Source organism: Bacteroidia bacterium, assembly GCA_026932145.1.
Taxonomy (GTDB): Bacteria; Bacteroidota; Bacteroidia; order J057; family JAIXKT01; genus JAIXKT01.
In genome coordinates, this window is the sequence record JAIXKT010000001.1 from 132,843 (window position 1) to 152,978 (window position 20,136).

General features: G+C 36.1%; 18 protein-coding genes and 1 pseudogene. 15 read left to right on the plus strand and 4 right to left on the minus strand.

The features are described from left to right. Positions 1-7 precede the first annotated feature (7 nt). Positions 8-973: an MlaD family protein gene (locus tag LC115_00545; GenBank protein ID MCZ2355169.1), complete on the plus strand. Its 966-nt coding sequence runs from the start codon at positions 8-10 to the stop codon at positions 971-973. Between the two features lie 3 nt (positions 974-976). On the opposite strand, the gene LC115_00550 is transcribed toward LC115_00545, so the two are convergent. Beyond that, positions 977-1,855, minus strand: coding sequence for a glycosyltransferase family 2 protein (locus LC115_00550; protein MCZ2355170.1), 879 nt, complete (start codon positions 1,853-1,855; stop codon positions 977-979). A 302-nt stretch (positions 1,856-2,157) separates the two neighbouring features. Between LC115_00550 and LC115_00555 the strand changes: the two genes are divergently transcribed. From LC115_00555 to LC115_00570, 4 genes are all read left to right on the plus strand, one after another. Continuing rightward, on the plus strand, positions 2,158-2,625 hold the full coding sequence (locus tag LC115_00555; GenBank protein ID MCZ2355171.1) for a response regulator: 468 nt from the start codon (positions 2,158-2,160) through the stop codon (positions 2,623-2,625). Between the two features lie 63 nt (positions 2,626-2,688). Further along, complete coding sequence (locus tag LC115_00560; GenBank protein MCZ2355172.1) at positions 2,689-3,816, plus strand: hypothetical protein; 1,128 nt, start codon at positions 2,689-2,691, stop codon at positions 3,814-3,816. Then, the gene (locus tag LC115_00565; protein ID MCZ2355173.1) at positions 3,800-5,263 is read left to right on the plus strand and encodes an O-antigen ligase family protein; all 1,464 of its coding nucleotides are present in this window, start codon (positions 3,800-3,802) and stop codon (positions 5,261-5,263) included. The genes LC115_00560 and LC115_00565 overlap by 17 nt, the downstream gene beginning before the upstream one ends. Further along, positions 5,256-6,554 carry a hypothetical protein gene (locus tag LC115_00570; GenBank protein MCZ2355174.1) on the plus strand — a complete coding sequence of 433 codons (1,299 nt, stop codon included), beginning with the start codon at positions 5,256-5,258 and terminating at the stop codon, positions 6,552-6,554. Before LC115_00565 ends, LC115_00570 begins: the two co-directional genes overlap by 8 nt. Here LC115_00570 and LC115_00575 read toward each other — a convergent pair. Together LC115_00575 and LC115_00580 are read right to left on the minus strand one after the other, a co-directional pair. Next, positions 6,482-7,231: a phosphatase PAP2 family protein gene (locus LC115_00575; GenBank protein ID MCZ2355175.1), complete on the minus strand. Its 750-nt coding sequence runs from the start codon at positions 7,229-7,231 to the stop codon at positions 6,482-6,484. The genes LC115_00570 and LC115_00575 overlap by 73 nt on opposite strands. 6 nt (positions 7,232-7,237) lie before the next feature. Further along, on the minus strand, positions 7,238-8,674 hold the full coding sequence (locus LC115_00580) for a response regulator (protein ID MCZ2355176.1): 1,437 nt from the start codon (positions 8,672-8,674) through the stop codon (positions 7,238-7,240). A gap of 282 nt (positions 8,675-8,956) precedes the next feature. On the opposite strand from LC115_00580, the gene LC115_00585 reads away from it, so the two are divergent. From LC115_00585 to rsmI, 10 genes are all read left to right on the plus strand, one after another. Then, entirely contained in the window at positions 8,957-10,882 is a 1,926-nt protein-coding gene (locus LC115_00585; GenBank protein MCZ2355177.1) for an AAA family ATPase, read from the plus strand. 204 nt (positions 10,883-11,086) lie between these two features. Next, positions 11,087-12,127, plus strand: coding sequence for a threonylcarbamoyl-AMP synthase (locus LC115_00590; GenBank protein ID MCZ2355178.1), 1,041 nt, complete (start codon positions 11,087-11,089; stop codon positions 12,125-12,127). Positions 12,128-12,496: 369 nt separating this feature from the next. Beyond that, positions 12,497-13,468: a TerC family protein gene (locus tag LC115_00595; GenBank protein ID MCZ2355179.1), complete on the plus strand. Its 972-nt coding sequence runs from the start codon at positions 12,497-12,499 to the stop codon at positions 13,466-13,468. Then, entirely contained in the window at positions 13,465-14,007 is a 543-nt protein-coding gene (locus LC115_00600) for a shikimate kinase (GenBank protein ID MCZ2355180.1), read from the plus strand. The genes LC115_00595 and LC115_00600 overlap by 4 nt, the downstream gene beginning before the upstream one ends. Before the next feature lie 73 nt (positions 14,008-14,080). Then, positions 14,081-15,043: a flotillin-like protein FloA gene (floA, locus tag LC115_00605; GenBank protein MCZ2355181.1), complete on the plus strand. Its 963-nt coding sequence runs from the start codon at positions 14,081-14,083 to the stop codon at positions 15,041-15,043. Between the two features lie 64 nt (positions 15,044-15,107). Further along, complete coding sequence (murD, locus tag LC115_00610) at positions 15,108-16,499, plus strand: UDP-N-acetylmuramoyl-L-alanine--D-glutamate ligase (protein MCZ2355182.1); 1,392 nt, start codon at positions 15,108-15,110, stop codon at positions 16,497-16,499. A 23-nt stretch (positions 16,500-16,522) separates the two neighbouring features. Continuing rightward, entirely contained in the window at positions 16,523-16,972 is a 450-nt protein-coding gene (locus LC115_00615; GenBank protein ID MCZ2355183.1) for a DUF2147 domain-containing protein, read from the plus strand. A gap of 11 nt (positions 16,973-16,983) precedes the next feature. After that, positions 16,984-18,282, plus strand: a complete 1,299-nt coding sequence (locus LC115_00620) for an ABC transporter permease (GenBank protein ID MCZ2355184.1) — start codon at positions 16,984-16,986, stop codon at positions 18,280-18,282. A gap of 1 nt (position 18,283) precedes the next feature. Then, entirely contained in the window at positions 18,284-19,051 is a 768-nt protein-coding gene (locus LC115_00625) for an HAD hydrolase family protein (protein MCZ2355185.1), read from the plus strand. Beyond that, entirely contained in the window at positions 19,026-19,751 is a 726-nt protein-coding gene (gene rsmI / locus LC115_00630; protein ID MCZ2355186.1) for a 16S rRNA (cytidine(1402)-2'-O)-methyltransferase, read from the plus strand. The genes LC115_00625 and rsmI overlap by 26 nt, the downstream gene beginning before the upstream one ends. Before the next feature lie 293 nt (positions 19,752-20,044). Here the strand turns inward: rsmI and LC115_00635 are convergent. Next, positions 20,045-20,136: pseudogene (locus LC115_00635) on the minus strand (transposase).

Sequence of the window (20,136 nt, forward strand, 5' to 3'; positions counted from 1 at the left end):
AAATCTGGTGAAAAAGCGGATTCTGCTTGTTTTCTTTATTATTCCAGCTTTATTAGGATTATATCTAACCATAGCATGGCTATTACGAACATGGCCATTTTCTACTAACTATCAGATAGTTAGGGTTTATTTTGATAATGTAAACGGGCTGAAACGAGCCGATCCAGTAGTGCTTTTCGGCTTTGAAATAGGCTCTGTTCAAGGGTTTGAACAGCAAAAAAATGGAGTTGTAGTTTTGCTCGGCATTGAACCAACCGTTGAATTGTATGCAGATGCCTCCGCCGAAATCCAGATAAAAGAAATTTTGGGCGGAAAACAAGTCGCATTATTTCCCGGAAAAAAAACACAACTACTTGATAATAAATCTATTTTAAAAGGAAAACAAACTTTTGATATAACCACCGGAATTGCCAAAATGGGTAATCTATTGACAGAACTAACCCCAGAAAGGACACAACAATTATGGAATAGTTTGGATAAAATCACCCAAATTGTAAATAATATTCCGGAACAGCAGCCCAAAGAACTCCTTTTGAATTTGTCAAATAGCATAACGGGGATCAATAATTTGCTGAACAAAACGAATCAGTTTAGCTTAATTTCCAAAATCACCAGCTTGATTGTGCATATTGATTCTACTTTACAGGTAGCAGACGCTAAAATCAACGCCTTAGAACCACTTATGCAAGCCGGCACATCAACGCTAAACAATATGGATACGGTTCTGAAAAATACAGATAAGTTGATTTATCAGGCTGAGAATCTATTACTTAATGCAAAGTCTATTTTAGATACCTTACAGCAAAGACAAACACTTGCGCATACATTACTCTACGATACCACGTTTACCAAAACGGTTCAAGAAACCTTAGATAATCTGAACAAAACAATGGTTCATGTGCGGAGAAAGAAAATTCACGTAACGATGTCTTTTTCACACAAGCAAAAGAAGGAATATCCCGAAAATGAATAGCTTTTAGCTTAAAATCAGGTGTTTAATAATACCTAAAGTTCTTCGGGTAAAAAGTTCTCCGATATTCAGTTGGATGGCTTTCCATAGATAAGTAACTGCTTTTTTTTTGTGCCCGGTAATTGCTGCGTGTAGAGATATGTAAGAGCACATGTGAGCATCAATTTTAGGTAGTTTATCTTTGTTCTTGGCAAAAAAAACTTTATCTGCTGCTAAGCTATTTATCAATGCGTTTTTTCTTGCCAGCATTTTTGACTCATTAAATGTCATCACACTTCTTTCATCGTGGTCAATGATAACAGAAGTAACTGTGGGTATCATATAAAAAGGGAATCGTGCGGCTATTCTTAGCGACATTTCCCAGTCTTCAGAAGCTGATAGTTTTCTGTATTCATTAAATGGGTTTTGTAATGTTACCTCTCTTTTCAAGAAGATACCGTTACAGGATAAATAGTTTCCTTGCCAAAGAACAGCATTGCAAGTTTCATATTTGAATATGCTGTTTTTTTCAACGCCTGTTTTTACGTTTTTAACGGCATAACTTAGGTGAAAAACTTCGGGAAAGTTATATTTTTCAACCGCTTTTTGTGCCTCTGCTAAGTGATTACTTAGGGCAATATCGTCTGAATCAAAAAAATTGACATAATCTCCGGTTGCCTTAGTTGCTCCATAGTTTCTGGCAGCAGCACGTTCACTATTGGCTATCTTATAATACTTAATTTTATCAGCGTTTATTTTCTTGACAACCTCCTCTGTGTTATCCGTGCTACCGTCATCTACTACAATAATTTCAAAGTCAGGATATGTTTGGTCTAAAAGCGATTGAAGCGTTTTGGTTATTAGATGAGCGCGATTATAGGTAGGAACTACTATTGAAAAGAACATTGCAATTAGTTAGGTAGAATTATACTATCTTATTGATAATTTCGTGGTTAGGTAAGTTTAATAAATACTTTATCGGAACGAAATATCGCGCTCCAAAAGTACATAAAAATTTAGTTGTGACTTATCTCTTCGATAATAAGTGTTTTGTAAATAATTACCATCCTGTCTATATCTAACTCACTGATATGCAGGATTTATATTTATAAACTCATAAATCATATCAAAATAACCATTCAATTTCTACACTATTATATTTCGCATACCAATAAACACTTATTAAAATTTAATAAAAACAATACTAATTGAGTAAAATAAAAATATTATCTTTGCGCCAAATAAAGTTAAATGGAATTATGGCTAAAAAGACCATTATGTGTGTAGATGATGAGAAAATCGTGATAACCAGCTTGATTAGCCAACTCAGAAATGCTTTTGGCCAAAATTTTAAATATGAAGGCTTTGATAATGCAGAAGAAGCTTGGGAATACATTGATGAAGTATATGCCGACGGACTTTCTGTTGATTTAATAATCTGCGATTGGCTAATGCCAAGAGTTCGCGGAGATGAGTTTATGATTCGAGTACACAAACGGTTTCCTGATGTAGCCTTAATTATGCTATCCGGTCAGGCTGACCAAGACTCCGTAGAAAGAGCCAAAAAAGAAGCTAATATGTATAAGTTTATCTCAAAACCGTGGGAAAAAGATGAACTTGTCGGAGAAGTCAAAAAAGTATTAAATATGTCCAACGAAGGACTATTAACTATTTAGTTTTGTTTTTCACAAAAAGGTTGAACAAGCGCAAGAATTAATATTTTTGCGGGCTGAAAGTAAATGCAACCTACACAAACCAACTATAATTTATTAGATCTAATCCAGCTAATACTGCGTTGGTGGAAAATTATAGCCATCGTTGGGATTATTTCTTTTTTATTGGCTGTTATCATCACATTACCAGCTATTTGGGAAAGAACATATAGCTCGCAGGCAATATTATACCCCATCAATAAAAATCGGGGAGACCTAAATTATGTCTTAGGAAAAAATGAATTTGATATTTTTGGCAGTGGAGACGATGTAAATCGAATGATTGAAATAGGTGAATCAGATGCAATTGCCTTTCGTGTTATCTACAAATTAAAGCTATTTGACCACTACGAAATAGATTCTACCAAAACAGCCAATTTTAAATTTGACATCTTAGAAGAGTTTCGTAATAATATTGAGATTTCTCGCACTGACGCTGTGGGGGTAAAAATTATCGTAGAAGACAAAGACCCCAAAATAGCTGCTGATATTTGTAATCAATTAATCTTAGGGATTGAACAGGAATACGACTCAATAGCTCTTGTTCAGCTTGAAAATGTAACAAATCTGTACAAAGTTGGCTTACAGGCAAAGCAAATAGAAGAAACTCATTTATATGATAGTTTACGTTTAGTGCGTAACCAATACAATGTTTTTCATTATGAACGCCAAACGGAAGCCTTGATATACCGAATTACCGAATTAGAGGCACAACTAAGTGCAGCTAAAGTTCAATACGAATTTTTGCTAAAAGAAAAAGGAGAACAAAGCCCAGAAACGAAGCAAGCACTAATGGACTATCATGCAAAGAGAACCATTGTAGATAATCTGACTAAGCCAAACTCAAACAATCAAATTAACTTATCTAAATTTCGGGAAGGTGTTGATAAAGTACTTAGTTTAGAATCCCTTATAGGGAGAACTCACCACGAAGTGGAGGACTTAAAAAACCGCTATGACCGTGCTATTTTAACCATGCAAAACAGCACAAACACCATCTACATTATGGAAAAGCCTTATCCTGCCGATAAGCATATCCGCCCAAAACGTATGGCAGTAGCTATAATCATGGTTCTTCTTTCTACCTTATTAACGATGGTGATAATCTTATTCTTAGAGCATTACAAAAGCTTACGGAATGAAATTAAACAGTGATTTTTTCTCTGCCAAACAACAGTTTCTTTTAATAGCCGGTACAGCATTAATCACCATTCCTGTTGTTGTACTGAGCTTTGTATTAGAACGTTATGTTTTGTTAGCTATTCCATTATTGATTGGGCTATCTTTTGTAGCAGTAATTAACTATAAAGTTCTATTTTATTTATTTTGGTTTAGCCTCCCTGGCTCGATACCATACGATTTGCCTTCCGGAATGAACTTAGATTTATTTTCGGAACCATTAATGTTGGTTTTGTTTTTTATTTTTCTGCTTCGCTTAGGATTAGATTTTTCTTATTTTGCAAAAATACCCATAAATAAAACCTATCTAATGTTATTCTTAATGTTTATATGGATTGTTATTTCGAGTATTTTTTCAACGGAGCCATTAATTTCATTAAAATATACCTTATCCAAGGTTTGGTATTTTGGGTCTATTATAGGATTTAGTTTATTGGTTATACGTGAGCCAGGAGATTTTAGACGATGGTTTTGGGTACTTTATTGGATTTTACTCATCTTAGCTGTTGTTACAATTATCAGACACGGGCTAATGGGCTTTACTTTTGCCGCTGCACATCATGACCCAATGCATCCATACTATAGCAATCACGTAACCTATGCTTGCATTATGGCCTTATTTTTCCCCTACTTATTATCCGCCAGAAAATGGTATCCCAAAGATAGCAATCTACGTAAATTATTGAATTTCAGTATTTTATTCTGGATTGTAGCAATTATTATAAGCTATACCAGAGCTTCTTGGATAGCTATAATATTATTACCCGTTCTATTTCTGATCATAAAATTCAGATTAACAAAGCTGGTTTTGCTATTGTCATTAGCGATTACCACAATATTTGTTTCATATTTATTGCACAACCAAAACTACCTTCAATTTGCTCCGGTTTATGAAAAGACCGTTTTTAACAAAAATGACTTTTCAAAACACTTAACTGCTACCTACCAAATGAAAGATGTAAGCGGCGTTGAACGATTATATCGCTGGGTAGCGGCCAAAAATATGATTGCAGAGCACCCAATAACAGGCTTTGGGCCTAACTCTTTTACATTCCAATATAAACCTTTTGCAGAAAGCCGATTTAGAACATACGTAAGTGATAATGTAGAACGCTCTTCTACGCATAACTACTTCTTGTTGGTAGCCTCTGAACAAGGAATACCCGGGCTGATTCTATTTACTTTGTTTGTTGCTTTTATTTTAATACGGGGAGAAAATTTATACCATAATTTAAAATACGAGAGTTCTAAATCTTTGGTAGTAGCAGCTACATTGTCATTTGGGGCTATGATTTTTCATCTCTTTCTCAATGATTTAGTTGAAGTAGATAAATTGGGAGCGTTGTTCTTTTTTGTTCCGGTCTTATTATTGAAAGTTGAAAAAATGGATTCACAGGATCAATATTTTTCGATATTTGATTAAGTTTGAGCAATTTATAGGTTCAGATACTTTTCGGTTAATCGAGAAACTCGGCTTCTGGCTAAGCCTTTTCGGGCTATTAAGGTTGATTGTTTGTTTAGGATTTGTCTTTGAAGACGGGCGTGGAATTGTTGTATTAGATAGTTTTGATTTTGAATCTGCGGGAACTGACGGCTATATTCAATTGGCAAAAACGTGGTTAGAAACGGGTAAATATGCTTATTTTAAGGATAGTTTTCCGGTTCATACGCGCCCGCCCGTAACCGCTTGGATAATGAAATTTGTGGCTGCACCGTATCCTACATATTGGTATTGGGGCTGGTTTAGCTTTACAATAGCTTTATTCACAGTAGCTTCTCTCCTATTCTTCTTAACTATTTCTGTTCGTATTTCAGCTGTTTTTGTTCGCAGATTTATTCTGATTTCTTATTTATTGTTTCCGCCATTGCTGGCAAGTGTTCGTGCCGCTACTTTTTTGCCAATAGGCGTTGCTGTTATTACTTGTTGGGCAGTTGCAGTTTATTGGATGTTCCAAAAAAAAGACATTTTTTGGGTGCTTATTGTAGTGGTTTTGGCAATAATTGCCGCACTTACGCACGCAACGTTGGTGCTGTTGTTTCCTGTTTCCTTGTGGGGAATTTGGAGTTTAGATTCACCATTGAAGAAAAGAATTATCTCGTTATTGATATTCTGTACAGTATTTTTTGCGGGAATTTTTCCATGGACACTTAGAAATTATCAGCAATTTCATCAATTTATCCCAATAGCAAGCGGTGCCGGTGCTCAATATTGGAAGGGAGAAGAATCTATTTTTGGTACTACCGACATTATATTCACGGTTTATCAAAAAAAATATGGTAAAAAGCTGAATATTACGTACTTTGGAACGGATACTCCTCAGCAAGATAACGAACTGTGGAAATTGGCCACTGATGATATGCTCCAAAATCCCGCCAAGTTATTAGAACGGATTGTGCGAGGTGCTTTTTTGTTTTGGTTTCCCAATGACAGCTTTCCCATGAAGAGAACGTTATTGCTATTACTAAACCTGCCTTGGATTATTTGGTGGCTTAGCAGAAGTATTCAGATTTTAAGAAAGCAATTTCTACAGCCATTATTTTTGTTTTGTGTTTTTATGTGGGCTGCCTTTGCCTTTTTTGGGGCAGAAGCCTCCTATTATGTAATGCTTTTACCGCTAATTTGGCTTCAAATTGGTTTTAGTTATGAAAAAAAAAGCTTATTTTCTATCAAAAACTTTACTACTGAAGCAATAAACCCTAAAATACCTAAGTAAAACAATAAATGAGATACCATTTTTTCTCTTGGTGAAACTTTGTTGATTTTATTTTTAATAAAATTTCCCGCAAGAGGAAATGCTATTGTGCCAAAACACAGTCCAATTAAGCCTCCGGCAAAAACATCACCCAAAAAATGAACGCCTAAGTATATTCTGCTGTAAGCGACAATGCTGGCTATAATAGATGCTGCAATTCCGATTAAGAAAAGTTTTTTTTCCAACATATAGGCAACCCAAAGGGAAACTGAAAATGTGGTGCAAGCATGGCCGGAAGGAAAAGAACGATAAATTTCAGGGCTACCTGCTGTATAAATATTTTCTAACCCAAGTACAAATCCGGGACGCCCCCATTCTACAAAAATAAATTGTTTCAATATTTGGATAATAATACCGGCAAGATGAACAACAATCCAGCAAGTTAGAACATCATCCGGTTTTTTATACGCTAATATGATTGAAATAACAGAGCAAACAAATAGGGAATCACCCAAATAAGTAACTGTTAAGTAAAACCAATCCCACTTAGGGTTTCCAAAAGCATTTAGTATCTGAAAACTCTCAACATAACCATACTTAAACAAGAAACTACCAGCTGTGGAAAATATCCCTAAACAAGTTAGGAGATAATAACGAACGCTTAGTGTATCATTAAGTAAACGATGTTTCCAATTCACAATTATTTAGAATTTGTCAATATGTGTTTCAACAATTACCGTAGTTCCATGGTTAGCGGCAGAATCTATATTAAACTGTCCATTTAGGGTTTTGATTCGGGATTCGATATTTTTCAGCCCAAATCCTTTATTTTTCACATCTGAGGTATCAAATCCCTTACCGTTGTCTTCAACCAATAATACTAAATTATCATTTTCTCTTAGTAAAAGTTGAATATTTACTTCGGTTGCGTCAGAATGTTTGATGATATTGACAAAGATTTCCTGAATAATACGATAAAAAGTAAACTCTACTTTGAGTGGCAAGCGGCTATCAATATTGGTATGAAAATGAATACTTAGTTTTTTGCTTGCTTCAAGTCGTTCAAAATAAGATTCTAAGGTTGAGATTAGCCCAAAATCATACAGAGCACCGGGCATTAAGTTATGGGAAATATTACGAGCTTCTTCGATGGCTTGGTCTATCAGGGTTTTAGCTATTTCGAAATTATATTGTTTTTGTTCCGCTATTTCGGTATTTTCGATTGTATTTAGGTTTAGTTTAGCGGCATATAAGATTTGCCCAAGTCCGTCATGTAAGTCTTCGGCTATTCTACGGCGTTCGTTTTCTTGGGTTTCTACGATAGTGCTCATCAGATTACGTTCGGCTTCTTCTCGTTGGCGTTGTTTTTCAGACTGCTCTATTCGTTTAGCTGTGATGTCTTTTAAAATCAGCACACTACCGATACAGTTGTTTTTTTCGTCAATGATAGGAGAGGCTACAAATTCTATGGGAGGCTCCGTTTTGTTTGGCAGCCGGATTCTAAAATCTTTGTAACTCTCTACTTTACAATTTAATATCAAAGATTGTATCAGCGGGTTTCGGATAGGTTGGCGGGTTTCTTCAGAAATAATGGAGAATAATATGGCTGGGTCTGCGCCCATAGCTTGGGTAGATGATATTCCAAAAAGCATTTCTGCCCGAATATTAAAAAAGTTTATATTCCCTTGATTATCAACGGCAATAGCGGCATCGCCTAAACTCTGCATCATAGAACTAAGCCATTGTTCGCTTCGCATCAGTTTTAGCTCCATTTCATGCTTATACAAAGTCATCTCTATAACTGCATGAATTTCACGCTCTTCAAAGGGTTTTACAAGATAGCCAAATGGCTCTATCAGTTTAGCTCGCTGTAAGGTAGCATTATCCGAATATGCCGTTAAAAAAATCACCGGAATATTGTATTCTTTACGGAAAATATTGGCTAAGGCTATCCCATCGTCTCCGTCTTTAAGCATAACATCCATCAATGCCAATTGTGGACTATGATGCCGAAGCAGATCTAACGCCTCTTGCTTATTCACAGCCATCCCAATCACTTCATACTCCAATAGTTCTAAACGTAATTGTAAATCTTTGGCAACGATGAGCTCATCTTCTACTATCAATATTTGAGTTTTCATCTAAAACTAATATACAGCTACTTAATCCTTCAACAAAGGTATTGTTTTATTAGTCATCAAACCTAATGAAAAGGCTAATCTTACAGAGTTGTTTTTTTGATAATTTAACTTATTTTAACAAAATAAGTTATGTCATTAAAATAAGTTGTTCATAATAAATTTTTTATATTTATTTTTAAAATCAATATAAATTAATAGTTTTATAATAAATAATCAATTTGATTAGATTAATTACCGTATTTTCTGTGGTTAAATGAATCTGTATCATTCTAAATTTGCGATGTGAGCACACGCATAGAAAAACTACAAGAGGCTGTTGAAGCAGAACGGCTTTATGAGCGAACGTTGTTTGAATCAAATTTTAAGAACCTTTCCTTAGAGCATCGAATATCAAAAGGTACCACAATTTATCCGGTTCAATATGAAAGTTTTGAATTAGAAACTGGAGATAAATTACTGACTACTATGAATTTACCTGAAACCTTTAAACGAGGTTTTTTTCAAGAAGGATGCTCTGTTTCGATATTTGGAAATGACGGTAAAAAATACCCCAGAATAAGCGGTGTTCTAACCAGCTTTACTAAAAATCAAGCTAAAATTATGCTTTCTTGTTCCGAAATTCCGGAATGGATTGAAGAATTTAAGTTGGGTATGGATTGGTTTTATGATGAGCATACTTATGAGGTTATGCTGCAGGCACTAAACCAAGTTCAATCAACAAAAAATAGCCGAGAAACCGCCGAACTATGTCGCGTATTGTTAGGTGAGGCAGAGCCGGAATTTAATGAAATTCACAACAAACTTATTCTGAATAACTTAAATAAAAGTCAAATTGATGCAGTATCTAAGATGTTAGGTTCTAAGCATATAGGTGTTATTCAGGGACCTCCGGGCACGGGCAAGACCACAACTGTTTGTGCGCTTGTTTATGAACTTGTTCAGGTAGAAAAGCGGGTGTTGGTATGCGCTCCCAGTAACTTAGCTACTGATTTATTAGCTACCAAACTTTCTAAAATGGGCTTACGTGTTTTGAGGGTCGGGCATCCGGGTAGAATTTCTGCTCATGCACGTGAACTTTCAGCAGAAGCTAAAATATCCCAACACACTCATTTTCAGGAAATAAAAAAACTACGTCGCCGAGCAAATGAAGCCATTCGCGCCGCTAAACGCTGGATAAGAACCATAACACAAGAACATATTGAACTAAAAAAACAAGCAAAACAGGATGCCAAAAATTTACGTAAAGAAGCCCAAAACTTAGAAAAATTTATAGAGCAAGATATTCTAACCCAAAGCCAAGTAATAGTCTGCACCTGCACCGGAGCCGCCAATGAATGGCTTAAAGAACAATATTTCCAAACTGCAGTTATTGACGAGGCCGGCCAAGCCTTAGAACCAGCCTGCTGGATACCAATACTAAAAGCCAAACGCATCATCTTAGCAGGAGACCCTTGCCAGCTTCCGCCTACTGTAAAAAATCCTGCCCTCGCTCCTATTCTAAGTAAAACTTTATTAGAAACATTGATGGCAAAATATCCGCAAATTGTAGCCCTTTTAGACCAGCAATATAGAATGCATGAAACTATCATGGAGTTTTCTAACCAAAAATTTTATCAAAGCAAACTAATTGCAGATGCCTCTGTGGCCACTAAAAAATGGAATGTACCAGCAGAAAATATACTTGTAACAAAGCCTGTTTTGTTTTTAGATACTGCCGGCTGTGGCTTCGAAGAAATGCTACATCCTGAATCCCAAAGTTATTACAACCCCGAAGAAGCGCAAATCTTACTCCGGTTCTTAGATATTTTCTTAAAGCAACTGAAAACAAATTCACCCCAAGAGGCTGATTCATTAACCATTGGAATTATTTCTCCTTATAAAGAACAAACCTATTATTTAGAATCATTAATAAATGATTTTCAATCTATTATAGCATTTAAGCATAGAATTACCATTGATACAGTTGATGGTTTTCAGGGTCAAGAGCGTTCTATCATTGCAATCAGCTTAGTGCGTTCAAATCAAGAAAAAAATATTGGTTTCTTAGCCGATAAACGGCGTTTTAATGTAGCGATAACCCGTGCCAAAATGACATTAATTGTGGCCGGAGATAGCTCTACTATCGGAAATGATTCATTTTACCAAGATTTTGTAACCTATGCAGAAACAGTTGGCGGATATGAATCAGCATGGAGTTTTATGCAATAACTCTTTAATACAAACTGTAAATCAGCATCTTAGAATTATTTTTCTCCTAAAATTAGAAAATTATAAATCTGTTGAACTCTTTGGATTAGCAAATAGTTGTTAAACCTAACAAAGTATAAACACTAAATTGATAAATGTTTCAACATTTATCAATTGGGCACAAAATGTGTTATGTCAATATGTATCTTTGTAACTTAATAATATATGGAAAAGGAAGAAGAAGATAGTTGTTGTAGAATTGGAAAGAACTTACGTATAGCAGAGACTTATCTACGTGAAGGTAAGTTAGTTGCGATTCCTACGGAAACAGTATATGGGTTAGCCGCAAATGCTTTTGATGAATATGCGGTTGCGAAAATTTTTGAGGTAAAAAATCGGCCGGATTTTAATCCGCTCATTGTTCATATTGGCTCTTTGGAGCAGTTACCATTTATTGTTTCAGATTTACCTCCGTTAGCGTTGCTGTTAGCAGAGGCTTTTTGGCCTGGCCCCTTGACCTTAGTGCTGCCCAAAAGCCAGCATATTCCAACTATAGTTACGGCAGGTCTTTCCGGGGTTGCCGTCCGTATGCCTGCGCATATTTTAACCAATCGGCTATTAACGAACTCCGGTATCCCATTAGCGGCACCAAGTGCTAATTTATCCGGCTCCATTAGCCCCACAACGGCAATGCACGTTTATGAACAGTTAGGAAATAAAATTCCATATATTTTAGATGGTGGGCCTTGTGCCGTTGGGTTGGAATCAACTATAGTTTCTTTTATGAACGATTCACCGGTTATTTTAAGGCAAGGCGGTATTTTGCCGGAAGCAATAGAAGCTATTGTAGGGAAAATTTCTACCTATTCTCAGGCCGCATCTGACATTCCCATAGCAGCACCTGGCATGACACTTGCCCACTATGCCCCTAAAACCCCTCTAATTTTGGGAAATCCTATCGACTGGCTTATGCTGAATGATTGTGTGCCGGAAAAAATTGGGATTTTGTCGTTTCAACGAAACTACAATCTGGATGTTCCGGGAGCTACTATCAAGTGTCTTTCCCCTTCGGGAGATATGTATCAAGCTGCCCAACGGCTATATGCTGCTCTTTATGAACTTGATGCATCCGGAATTGATGTCATTTTGGCAGAAAAATTCCCGCAAGAAAGTATCGGAATTGCTATTAATGACAGATTAACTCGAGCCGCTACCAATTCTTTAACTTCTCGGATTTTACCCTTCTCAGATACAATGAAAAATTAACTTTTACTATTTCTCTTTATCTTAAAAAGTAGAGATTATCAATAAAATATCTCTTGTAAAAAATCATTTAGTAATCAAATAAATAGAATAATATTAATTCTTATAGATAAGTTCTAATACATACGAATCATTGATAATAAACAATATAGATTATTAAAACTAAAAATTAATTTGTCGTTACATACTCAGAAATATTTAGGTATTGAAAGCATAAAGACACTTAAATTCAAGTGTTTACGTGCATTAAATATAAATATTGAAAATTATTGCAAAAAAATAATAACTATACAGCCGAACTTTCTATTCATAATGTATATTTTTCTACCTTTGCCGCCTAAGTCAATCATAGTGTATTCTGGTACCTAAGTTATGCATGGTACGTTTTTATTTATTGAGTCTATTTCGCCTGAAAGTTGGTTATATACGGTTTTCGGGATTATTGTAGTTACGTTTTTGGTACTAGATTTAGGGGTTTTTAACAAAAATCCTCATAGAGTATCTACTACTGCAGCTTTAATACAGTCTGCGGCCTTAGTGGCAGTTTCCTTATCGTTTGGAGCCTTAATTTATTATTTTGATGACCAACCTACCGCAGCAGTTGAATATTTATCAGCTTATGTTACAGAATACGCGTTATCTGTAGATAATATTTTTGTGATTATATTGATAATGAGATATTTCCACGTTTCAGATCAATATCAGCACAAAGTTTTATTTTGGGGTATTTTGGGTGCGTTGATTATGCGGGGTATCTTTATTTTTATAGGAGCCATACTAATCCATGAATTTCATTGGATTCTGTACATCTTTGGGGCATTTTTGGTTTTTACCGGTGCCAAGATGCTCTTTGGAAAATCCGAAGAAGACGAAGAGGTGAATTTAGATACGAATCCGGTACTTCGGTTTTCCAAGAAATTTTTACCCTTTACTACCGTAGAGCACGGAAGTTCTTTTTGGATACGGGATAAGGGAAAACTATTGTTTACCCCCCTTTTCATGGTAATCATTTTGATAGAGACTACCGACCTGATATTTGCTGTTGATTCTATACCGGCTGTTTTTTCGATTTCTCAAAATGAATTTGTAGTTTATACTTCCAATATTTTTGCCGTACTTGGCCTTCGGGCAATGTTTTTTGTACTAAGCTCCGTCCTGAATAAATTTTATCTTCTTTCCCGCGGCGTTTCATTTATTTTGATTTTTATTGGAGCTAAAATGTTATTAGAACTTATTAATATTAAGATAGATACAATTTTATCTTTTATATTTATTATTTCTGTTTTAGTGTTATCGGTAGTTTTTTCGTTAATTTTTCCCAAACAAGAAAAGCAAAATTCGTGAGGGTTTGTATTTGGGGGCTTCCGGGTGCTGGAAAGTCCAGTCTATTACCCACCTTAGCTAACGCTCTTAACTTACCCGCTTTTGATTTAGATAATCTGATTATTCAAGAAAAACAGATTCCTATTGCTCGTTTTTTTCAATTATTCGGAGAGAACTATTTTCGCCAAACAGAATCCCAACAATTACAATCGTTATTTGCTGACCATGAACGCTTTGTTCTTGCTTGTGGTGGCGGAACACCTTGTTTTCAGGAAAATAACTCTTTAATGTCATCTAATTCAGTTTGTATTTGGCTAAATCCCAATATTCACATCATTGCCCACCGAATATTATCCCAAAATCCTCATTCAAGACCCGTTATTCAAGGAAAAACAAAACCAAGTATCTTAAAATCCCTACAAAATCTACTTTCAAATAGAGTTTTCTATTACCAACAAGCACATATTATTTGCGCAGAAGAATCCATAGAAATAGCTGAACTGGCGATAAAAATCAACAGTTATTGGCATCAATTACGTTCAATTGATAATTTACAATAATTAATTTTCGATTTTTAAAATAAATATTAGGTATTGTGTGTTAAAAACACTTAGATTTGTTTTTTTAAATATCATGGAAATTTTAACAGCACTAACAGTTTTTGCGGCCTTTATTGGTATCTTACTGTTTTTTTATTTTGTTCCGATAGGGTTGTATATTACAGCCGTTACTTCCGGAGTTGATGTTAGTATCATGCAGTTGGTGGGGATGCGGTTACGTAAGGTTCAGCCATCTATAATCGTAAATAACTTAATCACAGCAACAAAAGCCGGAATCAAGATTGGTGTTACAGATATTGAAACTCACTATTTAGCAAAAGGCAATGTAAATGCAGTGGTAAATGCCTTGATTTCAGCAGATAAAGCACATATAGATTTAGATTTCAACTTAGCAGCAGCTATTGATTTGGCAGGGCGCGATGTTTATCAGGCAGTACACGATTCCGTTAATCCAAGAGTTATCAACTCTCCTCCAGTTACAGCAATGTCAAAAGACGGGATTCAGCTTGTCGTTAGCAGCCGAGTAACTGTGCGAGCAGATATTCACAAGTTAGTAGGTGGTGCTGGTGAAGAAACTATTTTAGCCAGAATTGGAGAAGGTATCGTAACCACAATCGGCTCCTCTGATTCCCATAAAACAGTATTGGAAAATCCCGACTTAATATCTAAAACAGTGTTAGCCAAAGGCTTAGATAGCGGAACAGCATTTAGTATATTGTCCATAGATATTGCCGATATTGATATTGGAGAGAACGTTGGGGCAAAGCTACAAATAGATCAATCCGAAGCAGATTTACAAGTAGCTCGCGCAAAAGCCGAAGAACGCCGGGCTATGGCAGTAGCAGCCGAACAAGAATCAATTGCCAAAGCGCAAGAAATGCGTGCCAAAGTGATTGAAGCAGAAGCCCAAATACCGTTAGCTATGGCCGAAGCCCTCCGCAAAGGTTCCTTGGGAGTAATGGACTATTACCGGCTGAAAAACCTACAAGCCGACACCCAAATGCGCAACACAATTGCAGATGCACCTAAAGAGTAACTTTTAAATTCTAAAAATATTAACGCGCAAGGTTTACAAAAACTGTATATCTTGCGCGTTTTTTATGCAGTCAATCATTGTGTTGGGCGCAGCCGAAAGTGGAATCGGTGCTGCTGTCCTTGCAAAAAAACTACACTTTGAAGTCTTTGTATCAGACTCTCAAACAATAAAACCGAAATTCAAAGATGAACTCCTCCATTATAATATCGCCTTTGAAGAAAATGGACATTCTGAAACTTGGCTAAAATCCGGCATCACCGTAATCAAAAGTCCTGGAATACCGGAAAAAGCACCCATTATCCAAAAACTTTATTCCAACCAAATTGAAGTAATCTCGGAAATAGAATTTGCCTACCGGCATAGAAATAGCGATAATATTATCGCTATTTCAGGAAGCAATGGCAAAACTACTACTACGCTGCTGGTTTACCACTTAATGCGCCAAGCCGGTTTTGATATAGGATTGTGCGGAAATGTAGGTTTCAGCTTTGCAAAAATGATAGCCGAAGATCCACACCAATGGTATGTCGTAGAAGTAAGCAGCTTTCAATTGGATAATTGTTTTAGCTTTCAACCCAAAATTGCCGTCTTAACAAATATCACCGAAAACCATTTAGATAGGTATAATTACGACTTTTCTAAGTATGCAGAAGCCAAAGCAAGACTATATCAGGCTATGGGACCAGCGGATTTTCTGATTTATTCTCTTGATAGTAAAAAACTTGTAGATATTGTGAAAAAAAACAAACCATTGTGCATAACTTTCGGTTTTTCCTTATCTTACACCCCCGATTCTACTGCTTGGATAGACGGCGATTTTTTAATGTTCAAAAATATGAAACAAGATACTGACCCAAAAAGCGAGAAACTTTCTGTAGATAAAATTTCTACGAAACACGTTAAAATTAATAAAGGAAAGCATAACCAACAAAACCTTTTGGCAGCAGGTATTGTCGGGAATATAAGCGGCATTCGGAATGACCAAATCAGAGAAAGTTTTAATTCCTTTGAAAATGAGCCACATCGGTTAGAACTTGTTACAGAAATTGATAAAGTTACCTTTATTAACGACTCTAAAGCAACTACGGTTAATGCTGTTTGGTATGCCTTAGACTCTATAACACAGCCCGTTGTCTGGATTGTAGGCGGGGTAGATAAAGGTAATGATTATGGCCAACTGCTTGATTTGGTGTCTAAAAAAGTGAAAGCTATCGTTGTGTTAGCCAAAAATAAAGCAGCGATTTTTGATGCCTTTGCAACCCTTAAACCGATTGTTCATGTGCTAAGTATGGAAGATGCTATCCAAGAATCCATGAAATTTGCTGCCGAAGGAGATACCATTCTGCTAAGCCCCGCCTGCGCAAGTTTTGACCTCTTTGAAGACTATAATGCAAGAGGAGATGCCTTCAAAAATATTATCTTGGCTATTTTAAAAGAAAAAAACGAACAAGAGTAAACTTAAATAAAAGTAATAAAATGCTGAAAACAAATAAGTTATTATTTTTAATAACATTTTTTGCTTTGCTAAACTGCTTTTTTGCCTTTGCTCAAGCAGAAGCAGACCAGATTATTGGTGATTGGCTAACTACCAATGGACGCTCAAAAGTCCATATCTACAAATCAAATAATAAATACTTTGGAAAAATTTCTTGGCTCAAAGAGCCCGAAGAAAATGGAAAACCCAAAGTTGATAAAAATAACACTGACCCCAAAAAACGCAATAACCCACTGATAGGGCTAAACTTACTGCGAAATTTTGTCTATTACAAAAACAATGTGTGGGAAGACGGTAATATCTATGACCCTGAAAATGGCAAAGATTATAGCTGTAAAATGACCTTAACAGACAAAAATACCTTAGAAGTACGAGGCTATATTGGCTTTTCACTTATCGGACGAACAGTTATCTGGAAAAGAATAACTAACTGATTTTCAGAAATATGCTACGAAACATTGGCCTTGTTTTACGCCGAGAGTATTTTATCAGAGTTAAAAACAAGGTCTTTTTGCTCATTACATTTTTAGCTCCGATAGGCTTTGCACTGCTGGTGTTTTTGCCAATTTTAGTTACTACTCTTACGGATAACTCTGAAATTGCTACTGTTTGGGTAAAAGACCCAACAAACCAAATTATTAAAAACCTACATTCAGATGGTTCTATCTTGTTTGTAAGCCGAAATAATGCCATCCCAGAAATACAACAAGAGATACAACAAACTGAAAATCAATATCTTCTGATATTACCGGAAGATATTACTAAAACTCAAATTACGGCTACTTTGTATGCCGCAAAACCATTAAGTTTATCATTAGACCAAAAAATTCGCAGTAAAATAACAGAAGCCATTCAAGGAATCCGGCTTTCACAGATTAACCTTACATCAGAACAACTTAGCTTTTTAACCCCAAAAGTTGACTTAAACACATTAAAAATTTCTGCAAAAAGCGAACAATCCATTAATTCAATAGTCGCAGCCGGAATAGGTTATGCTATGAGTATGATAATTTACTTATTCTTAGTAATATACGGAACTATGGTCATGCGTGGTGTGATGGAAGAAAAACAAAGTCGCATCGTAGAAATAATCGTTTCCAGTATCCGACCAATAGAATTGATGATGGGAAAGATTATGGGAATAGCCTTGGTAGGACTTACCCAAATTGCTATCTGGCTTATTTTAATGATATTAATCGTTGTAGTGGGGGCTTTTATAATGGGAATAACCGGAATAGCATCTCAATCTGTATCGACAGCGCAAGCGTCTCCTGAACAAATAAATCAAACTGCCGAAATCATTCGTTCACTACAAAATTTTAATATTTCCATTATTTTTTATTTTCTCTTTTACTTTTTATTTGGCTATCTTCTGTATGGGTCAATTTTAGCAGCTATTGGTTCGGCAATAGACCAAGAAACTGATAGTCAGCAATTTGTATCTATTATTTTTATTCCCTTAGTTTTACCGATTTTATTTATCCCTAATATCTTACAGTATCCGAATGGGGTTATCGCGACTATCGGTTCATTAGTACCGCTATTTTCTCCTGTAGTAATGATGATGCGTTTAGCAAGTATAGAAGTTCCTTTTTGGCAAATTGGGTTATCTATACTGCTTCTTATTGCCGGAGTATTCGGAACTATCTGGTTAGCAGCCCGAATTTATCGCGTTGGGATTTTGATGTACGGAAAAAAACCAACATGGAAAGATTTATCTAAGTGGGTTTTTGTAAACCATTAATATGCAGTACACAATTGCATTAAGGCTACCTTATCAGGAAAATATTACTTGCTGGAAAGTAAAAGAATGCTATATCCCTGCTGGTCAAGTTCAGAGAGGTCAATTACTGATTGAGTTTTGGGCATCAGATAAAACCATTTTTTCCTATTACTCACCCGAAGATGGTTTTGTTCAACTATCATTATCTCAATCCGATAAATATTATTTTTCGGGTGAAAAAATCGGAGAGATTCGATATGATTCTATTGTTAGCGAATGTTTATCAAGCCTATTACAGCCTATTCGGGCTTTTATCTTTGATATTGATGGTGTTTTAACCACCGGAGAAGTATTTGCTTTTGAGCAAGAAGCAGTTCGAGTGATGAATATAAAAGACGGCTTCGCTATACAATTAGCCATTAAATTAGGATTTCAAGTTGCCATTATTTCTGGTGGAACTTCATCGGGAGTACATAAACGTTTGGCGGGCTTAGGCGTAGAGGACATTTTTATGAGCTGCCATAATAAGCTATCTGTCTATGAATCATATATTTCCCAAAAAGGGCTTAATGACGGCGACGTGCTGTACGTCGGAGATGATATGCCGGATATTGAAGTCTTAAAGCGTGTGGGCGTATCTACTTGCCCTGCAGATGCAGCTTGGGATATTCAGCAAATAGTACGCTGGTTATTGCGCTCAAAAGCCGGAACCGGTTGCGCCCGCGAAGTAATTGAAGCTACATTACGTATTCAAAACCGTTGGTATGGAGACCAAAACTGCTATTGGTAACACAGACATTACGCGTCCGTGTATCTACATAGTTCCTACCCCCATAGGAAACTTAGAGGATATTACTTTCCGAGCAATAAGGATATTGCAAGAAGCGGATGTAATCGCTGCTGAAGATACCCGCGTTACCCAGCATCTGCTAAAGCATTACGCCATCCAAACCCCGATGATCTCAATTCATGGCCATAATGAACATAAAAAAGTCCCACAAATCCTACAAGATGTTCTGGATAAAAAGCTCATCTTAGCTGTAGTCTCAGATGCCGGCACTCCCGGAATATCAGATCCCGGTTTTTTGATAATCAGAGAGGCTATTTTAAAAAATATCCCCATAACTTGCTTGCCAGGCCCTACTGCCCTCATTCCCGCCTTAGTAATGAGCGGATTCCCCTGCGACAGATTTGTGTATGAAGGATTCTTGCCAGCCAAAAAAGGTCGAAAAAAAAGAATAGAACAACTAAAACACGAACACCGAACGATTGTGCTTTACGAATCTGTTCACCGAATCTTCCAAACACTACAAGACTTGTCAGAAGAACTGGGAAAAGACTGTCCAGCAGCTATTTGCCGTGAAATCAGCAAAAAATTTGAACAAGTGCTAAGAGGTACTCTTGAAGAACTAACCTCCTTAAACCAACACAAAATAGCCGAAAAAGGCGAATTTGTCATTATCCTCACTCCCCAACCCAAAAGCAGCTAACCCATTTTTATCCTAAAACAGATTTACACAAAAGAAGCGTAACCAAAGATAACTGCCGTTAGCTGCTAAAAAGCAAATTGTGGCTCAGATGGTTAATCCTTTTTCTGAACCATAACCGGAAATAGAAGGCGTAATACGATAATGATATTTTAATTAGACCAAAATGTATCTATATTCATATATTTGAATGTGCATATAGACATTACCATTTGAGGGCTTAGGTTCTTTATTGCTTGGTCAAAGAATGTGCTGATTTGTTCTAAATTTTCGAAATGTTTATTGGTAAACTTTCTTTTGATATGTTGCCATATCTTTTCAGCAGGGTTTAACTCTGGGCTGTAAGGAGGTAGAAATAATAGGAAGATATTTTTTGGAATGATTAGTT